Annotated in this window: 7 protein-coding genes; 5 read left to right on the plus strand and 2 right to left on the minus strand. The window is 43.8% G+C overall.

The genetic code is table 11. From position 1 onward, the window contains the following. The first annotated feature begins 573 nt into the window (after nucleotides 1-573). Nucleotides 574-1,629 (plus strand): NAD(P)-dependent alcohol dehydrogenase, encoded by a 1,056-nt coding sequence (locus tag VE944_RS30245; RefSeq protein WP_324986290.1) that lies wholly within the window; start codon nucleotides 574-576, stop codon nucleotides 1,627-1,629. Nucleotides 1,630-1,780: 151 nt separating this feature from the next. On the opposite strand, the gene VE944_RS30250 is transcribed toward VE944_RS30245, so the two are convergent. Continuing rightward, the gene (locus tag VE944_RS30250) at nucleotides 1,781-3,184 is read right to left on the minus strand and encodes a serine/threonine protein kinase (protein WP_324986293.1); all 1,404 of its coding nucleotides are present in this window, start codon (nucleotides 3,182-3,184) and stop codon (nucleotides 1,781-1,783) included. Nucleotides 3,185-3,278: 94 nt separating this feature from the next. Here VE944_RS30250 and cbiT point away from each other — a divergent pair, with 94 nt between their 5' ends. The 3 genes from cbiT to VE944_RS30265 all read left to right on the plus strand — a co-directional run bounded on the left by cbiT (nucleotide 3,279) and on the right by VE944_RS30265 (nucleotide 5,071). Continuing rightward, on the plus strand, nucleotides 3,279-3,881 hold the full coding sequence (gene cbiT, locus VE944_RS30255; protein ID WP_324986296.1) for a precorrin-6Y C5,15-methyltransferase subunit CbiT: 603 nt from the start codon (nucleotides 3,279-3,281) through the stop codon (nucleotides 3,879-3,881). A gap of 15 nt (nucleotides 3,882-3,896) precedes the next feature. Then, nucleotides 3,897-4,778, plus strand: coding sequence for a phosphatidate cytidylyltransferase (locus VE944_RS30260; protein ID WP_324986299.1), 882 nt, complete (start codon nucleotides 3,897-3,899; stop codon nucleotides 4,776-4,778). 137 nt (nucleotides 4,779-4,915) lie between these two features. Next, nucleotides 4,916-5,071 (plus strand): hypothetical protein, encoded by a 156-nt coding sequence (locus VE944_RS30265; RefSeq protein WP_324986302.1) that lies wholly within the window; start codon nucleotides 4,916-4,918, stop codon nucleotides 5,069-5,071. Between the two features lie 20 nt (nucleotides 5,072-5,091). Here the strand turns inward: VE944_RS30265 and VE944_RS30270 are convergent, their stop codons facing one another. After that, nucleotides 5,092-5,805 carry an LmeA family phospholipid-binding protein gene (locus tag VE944_RS30270; protein ID WP_324986305.1) on the minus strand — a complete coding sequence of 238 codons (714 nt, stop codon included), beginning with the start codon at nucleotides 5,803-5,805 and terminating at the stop codon, nucleotides 5,092-5,094. 133 nt (nucleotides 5,806-5,938) lie between these two features. Between VE944_RS30270 and VE944_RS30275 the strand changes: the two genes are divergently transcribed. Then, nucleotides 5,939-6,435, plus strand: a 497-nt coding sequence (locus VE944_RS30275; protein ID WP_324986307.1) for a pseudouridine synthase, incomplete at its 3' end; no start/stop codon positions are given.

Genomic DNA, 6,435 nt, shown 5'->3' on the forward strand with positions numbered 1-6,435 from the left:
CTGTGTCCGCGGGACTGCTTACAGACACCGAGGCCTACTTCGCAACCCTTACCGCATACCGGCAAGGGGACCCGCTCGCCATCGTCACTGAGATCTGTGGCGCTACGGAGCGCGCACTGATCAACGGTCGGCAGCTGGTCAACGATCTCCAGTGCGCACGAGCGCGGTGGGACGATGCCGTGGTGGCTCGCCGCGACGCGGCAGCCTGGCGGCTCGCGGACCTGCTGCTCCGGCAGCCCGTCGTCGACACGGCATCCATTGTCCGGGAGCTTCAGGTCACAGCTCATTTATCTTCAAAAAATTTTTGCAAAGCAACATACCATAAGCGTTTTAGGGAACTCAAAAAATTAAATTACTCAATTCTCCCATCCAACAGGACTAGTAGATATTTTTTCCCCTACTCCCCCTCTCCACCTGCTTTGTCTACTGTCTCACACTTATGATGGTTGACTCAGACCAGTCTAACTTCTTTATACTCATTTTTATGCAGCTATCAAAGCCGGAATCATCAGGGACATTTGAATAAAGTTCACATATAAGCCATGAAAGAACTTAGTAAAAAGGAGATCATCTGTGATTAAGAGTCTTGGATACGCAGCCCAAAGTGCAAGTACACCACTAGGCTTGTTAACTTTTGAGCGGCGAGAGTTAGGGTCGCATGACGTACAAATCGAGATCCTTTACTGTGGCGTGTGTCACTCGGATCTGCATACAGTCGCTAATGAGTGGAAAAATACGGTTTACCCTGTCGTACCAGGACATGAGATCGTTGGTCGTGTAGTGAAGATTGGTGAGCAGGTTTCCAAGTTCAAGGTAGGCGAGACTGCGGGCGTTGGTTGTATGGTCGATTCTTGCCGCACCTGTGCAAACTGCCGTGAGAGTTTTGAGCAGTACTGTGATAACGAAATTATCTTTACGTACAACAGCCCAGAGAAGCAGACAGGGAAAACGACTTATGGGGGTTATTCAAACCAGATAGTTGTGGATGAAAATTACGTGCTACGAGTTTCGGAAAAGCTGGATCTCGCTGGCGTTGCACCCCTGTTGTGCGCGGGGATCACGACGTACTCGCCTTTGCGCTACTGGAAAGTTGGCAAAGGCGATAAGGTGGGTATCGTCGGACTTGGTGGGTTGGGACACATGGGGCTAAAATTAGCCCACGCTTTTGGTGCTTACACTGTCCTGTTCACAACGTCGTCAGGGAAGACCGAAGATGCCAAGCGCCTCGGAGCCGATGAGGTTGTCATTTCAAAAAACAGCGATGAGATGAACAAGCATATCAACAGCTTCGACTTCATTCTCAACACGGTTTCGGTATCGCACAATCTGGACGCATACACTCAGTTGCTTAAGCGTGGTGGTACGCTGTGTTTGCTTGGAGTACCGGAAAATCCGCACCCATCACCCAGCATCAGTAACTTGATTTTTAAGCGTCGAGTAATTGCCGGTTCCCTGATCGGCGGGATTCAGGAGACACAAGAGATGCTCGACTTTTGCGCTGAACACAATATCGTCAGTGACATTGAACTTATCCCGGTTCAGAAGATCAACCAAGCATACGAGCGGATGCTAAAAAGCGATGTGAAGTACCGCTTTGTGATTGACATGGCATCGCTGAAGGAAGAATGACAGTAAAAAAATGCCATTGTCGCTTTTGATGAAAAGTCCTGAATCCTTTGCCTTTGTTTAGGGTGTAAGAAAAACGAATCAAAAAAGTCTGAGCGCCGAAAACCAACGCTCAGACTTTTTAATTAAGAATTAAATTAAATGATTAGCGCAACTAACTTCCCATTGGATTAGTAATTGGCAAACCTAACCACTCGCTTAATTCATGAGCTAACCATTCAAGTTCTACTTCGGATTTAATACCAACATCGTTTCCACTAATGTGATATTTTTGTAATCCTGAGCAAATATATAATTGTGCTGGAACGGCAACTCTAGTGTCTTGAGAGCCTTTAGTAAAGTGTTTTGGAATGTAAACCAACTTATTAACACTTTGCCTTGGGGATGGACGGGGACGCTCAAACTTCCAACTAAATAACTCCCAGGTTAGGGTAATTTGTTTGGGATTCAGGCGTAAGCAGATGCGTCCAAACAAATTAAAGATAAATTTATACATCATCATAAAGCCAGCACCCCAAAAAGGAAGTGAGAACAAGGCAAAGGGGATGTTGGCAGGAAAAGCGACTATTGAGAGAGCGCCAATTGTCCAAAACAGGATAAATGAATTCCAGGCGATCGCAAATAAACCTGTGAATACCATTGATGGATTAAAACCACCTGGTGGAATGATAATTTCTAGAGAATCCCAATTTTTGGTTAGTTGAATCTTACTCCCGTCTGGTTTACGAACAACTAAAGCAGGTAATGTCGCTTCTGGTTTGTCTAAGGCTGCGATGGCTTGTGTCGCAGAACTAAAACGCCCTTCTAAACTCGGTTCAATCATCCACTTTAGCCACTTGCTAAAGCTGGGACTCACTTTAGCCGCTTGTTCAAACTGAATGCGAAAATCCTTTTGCGGTAAATCGGCTGGGTGATTCCCCGTCATTAAATAAATTAAGGTTGCGCCTAAACTATAAAGGTCAGATGCTGCAACAGTACGTCCGCCAAATTGCTCTGGTGGCATATAGCCATAAGTTCCTACCACAGTTCTTGTTCCGGTTTCTGTGGCAAGGACTGTCTGCACTGAGCCAAAATCTACCAAATAAACTTGACCGATACTATTACCAGAACGCTCCCCTAATAAAATATTGCTAGGCTTAATATCACGGTGAATTACAGGCGGATACAGCCCATGTAGGTAAACAAGAATCTCTAAAAGCGCTTTGGCTATCTGTTTGACTTCAGCTTCTGTAAAAGTTCGCCCACTTTGTAAATATTGCTCTAAAGTTTTTGCTGGGATATAAGTTTGTACGAGCGCAAATCCTTTGATGGTTGGTAAATTTACCTCAAAATAGTTTAAATACTGAGGAATTAAGGGATGTGACAAAGATTTTAAAGTTTCAGCTTCCCGCTCAAACAGCTTGAGTGAATCCCATTCAAAGTCATCACCAAAAGAGAGTAACTTAATGACAACTAATTCCTGAGTTTGCAAATCACGAGCTAGCAAAGTCCGCCGCCCTGCTTTTTTTCCTAGTAGCTGCTGAACTTCGTAGCGATCGCCTAATATTTCGCCAATCATTATGGTTTCTTCTAATGCTACGGTTGAAAAGTTTTTAGAGCTTATAGCTTTTCAATTTGGCAAATCTATATCTTTAGTATAATTGCGTAATTCTATGCCCTCCCAACTTTGGCCTTATATTACCCCTGGTATTCCCGATGAATTGTTTGAAAATTTGCCAGGAATTCCCCTGAGTCAGCGAGAAGTCCGGCTGCTGTTAATTGCCCAACTGCGACTAAAATCAGATTCTGTGTTGTGGGACATTGGCGCAGGCACGGGTACAATTCCGGTAGAGGTGGGGCTATTGTGTCCAGGTGGAAAGATTATCGCTATAGAAAGGGATGAAGAAGTAGCTAATCTGATCAAGCGTAACTGCGATCGCTTTGATGTGAAAAACGTCGAAGTAATTGAAGGTAGCGCCCCAGAGTGTTTACACGATCTTAAAGTTACACCTCACCGCGTTTGTATTGAAGGAGGACGACCCATTCAGGACATTTTGCAAGCAGCATGGGATTATTTGCCCCCATCCGGTCGGGTTGTAGCTACAGCTGCTAATCTAGAAAGTCTGTATGCTATTTCTCAGAGCTTTTCTCTGTTAAGGGCTAGAAATATCGAAGTCGTCCAGTCTGCCGTTAACCGCTTAGAGACGCGTGGCTTTTCTCAAACCTTTACCGCCGTTGATCCCATTTTTATCCTCAGTGGTGAGAAACTAGACTAAATCCAAAATACTTCTATGCCTTGGTCTCGGATTATTAGTGGAATTGTTGCGATCGCTCTTGCTCTTTCTGCAACCCTTTTGGGGGGTTGGTACTTTACCATCATCTTTGCGGTTATCATCTTTTTGGGTCAACAGGAATATTTTAATTTGGTGCGAGCCAGAGGCATCGCTCCCGCCGCTAAAACCACTATGGCTGTCAGCCAAGTTTTGCTGGTAATTTGTACCCTTGATGGCAGTTTAGCTGACGCTGTGATGCCAATTGCTGGCACACTTATTTGTTTTTACTTGCTGTTTCAGCCAAAATTTGCCACGATCGCTGATGTTTCCGCTTCTATTATGGGGCTATTTTATGTAGGTTATTTGCCGAGTTACTGGGTGCGATTACGAGCAATTGATACTGCTGCTTTTAGCAATCTTCCTTTCGGAGGTTATTGGCCCACAACCTGGACAGATTTCTGGGAAAAAGCAAATTCTGCTTCTTTACCACAAGGTTTTACAGCAACACTGCTAACTTTTTTGTGTATTTGGGCAGCCGATATCGGCGCTTACACCATTGGCAAATTCTTTGGGAAAACCCGTCTGTCTGATATTAGCCCGAAAAAAACTGTAGAAGGTGCTGTCTTTGGCATTACTTCAAGCGTTGCTGTAGCCATAGCAGGAGCCTATTATTTGCACTTGCCCAGATCCCCCTTTACTGGTTTAGCATTAGGTTTGCTGATTGGCATTGCTAGTCTTTTGGGGGATCTTACCGAGTCTATGCTCAAGCGAGATGCTGGAGTCAAAGATTCTGGGCAGTTAATCCCTGGACATGGTGGTATTTTAGACCGTACTGATAGTTATATTTTCACTGCTCCGTTGGTATATTATTTTGTGACACTACTGTTGCCGCTACTATAGCGGTTTTCAGTAACAGTTAAAGTATTGCACTGACCAATATCCCGCCCAGAACTTAAGTTCCGGGCTAAGAGCTACTGTCCACTTAAGTGGACTGAAATTCTTGTTTAGTCCTCTTGAGAGGACTTTAGCTATTAGCCTTGGAATTTATTCCGAGGCGCGATCGCAACGAAGCACAGGATTGTGTTTATCCTCCCTTCAATGCAATAACTTGGAATTCTATTCCGAGGCGCGATCGCAACGAAGCGGGGAATTGTCCCCTGAGAGCCGCAATATCATTTAAAATAATGTATTAGCATTTTTTAATTTCTAATCATTAAGGGTTAACGTTAATCCGCCCACGACACACTAACTTGCCTGGGATCAGCGTTAGTTCTTGGATATCGACATCTGAGCCAAGATCCAGATTGTACTCATGATTGTCCTCTAATATATCCCCTTGGTCGGGCAAAATTTTTATATGTGCCAGTTGCAACTCATGCCCACTGAGTAACTGTAAGCTTAGACAAATCTCCAGAGGAGTTGTTTCACTATTGGTTACTCTTAGACCTCGCAGTATAATTTGGTTGTTATCAAGGATAATTTTTTGCCAATTTATTGGTTGTGACTTTGGGCAATGTCTTGGTAAAACTTTAACCAGCAAATCGCTCAAAGCATTAGATAATAAGTCAGATGAGAGAGAAGCATTAAGATCCTTCTCGTCTACGATCAAATCGCCAACTACTGGTACTGTTTCTAACAGTCTTAGCGGTTTTCCCTTGAGTACCGAGCCGATATTTATGCGAATATTTTCTGCTATTAATTGAATTTGTGTAATTAGGAGACCTTGATAAATTGCATCAGTAGCAAAAATAGATACCGATGGGATACGTCCAGAAAGAATTTGGCGATCGCTTGCTTTAATCTCCACTTCTAATTCCGATATTTGGCTCACTTGCGCTCTCAACCAGAGCTTTAGGGCTGTTGTGAGTACTTGCGTAATTATGCGGATTTTATTAGTATGTGTTGTGTTGAAATTTTGCTCTGCCATCTAAGGAATCTGTTTATGAATATTTGCTTAACAACCGAACAGAAATTAAATAAGTCTTAAATGTAACATTTATGTCTACTCGCTACAAAATGCAAATATCATTTAATTGTTAACAGTAAATAAGCAATTCCACATGGAGGCACGGTTACAAAAAATTCTCGCTCAATGGGGTATCGCCTCACGTCGTGAAGCCGAAGAAATGATTAGGCACTCACGGGTGCGGATAAATGGGGTATTGGCACATTTAGGTCAAAAAATTGATCCCGAAAAAGATGCGATCGCAATTGATGGTAAGCCTGTATCTAAAAAGCAGCGTCCGGCTTTAATATATTTATTGCTGCACAAACCAAGGGGTGTGGTTTCGACTTGCTACGACCCTCACCGCAGACCAACAGTGCTGGATCTACTACCGAAAGAATTACGGGAGGGTACAGGTATTCACCCAGTTGGGCGTTTAGATGCAGATTCTACAGGAGCATTAATCCTGACCAATGACGGAAATCTGACATTTGGACTAACACATCCCCGCCACAGTATTTCCAAAACATATCGTGTTTTGGTAGAAGGACATCCTCCAGAAGCAGTACTGAAAATGTGGCGTCAGGGTGTGATGTTGGAGGGTAGAAAAAC

This window comes from Nostoc sp., assembly GCF_035638895.1.
Taxonomy (GTDB): domain Bacteria; phylum Cyanobacteriota; class Cyanobacteriia; order Cyanobacteriales; family Nostocaceae; genus Nostoc.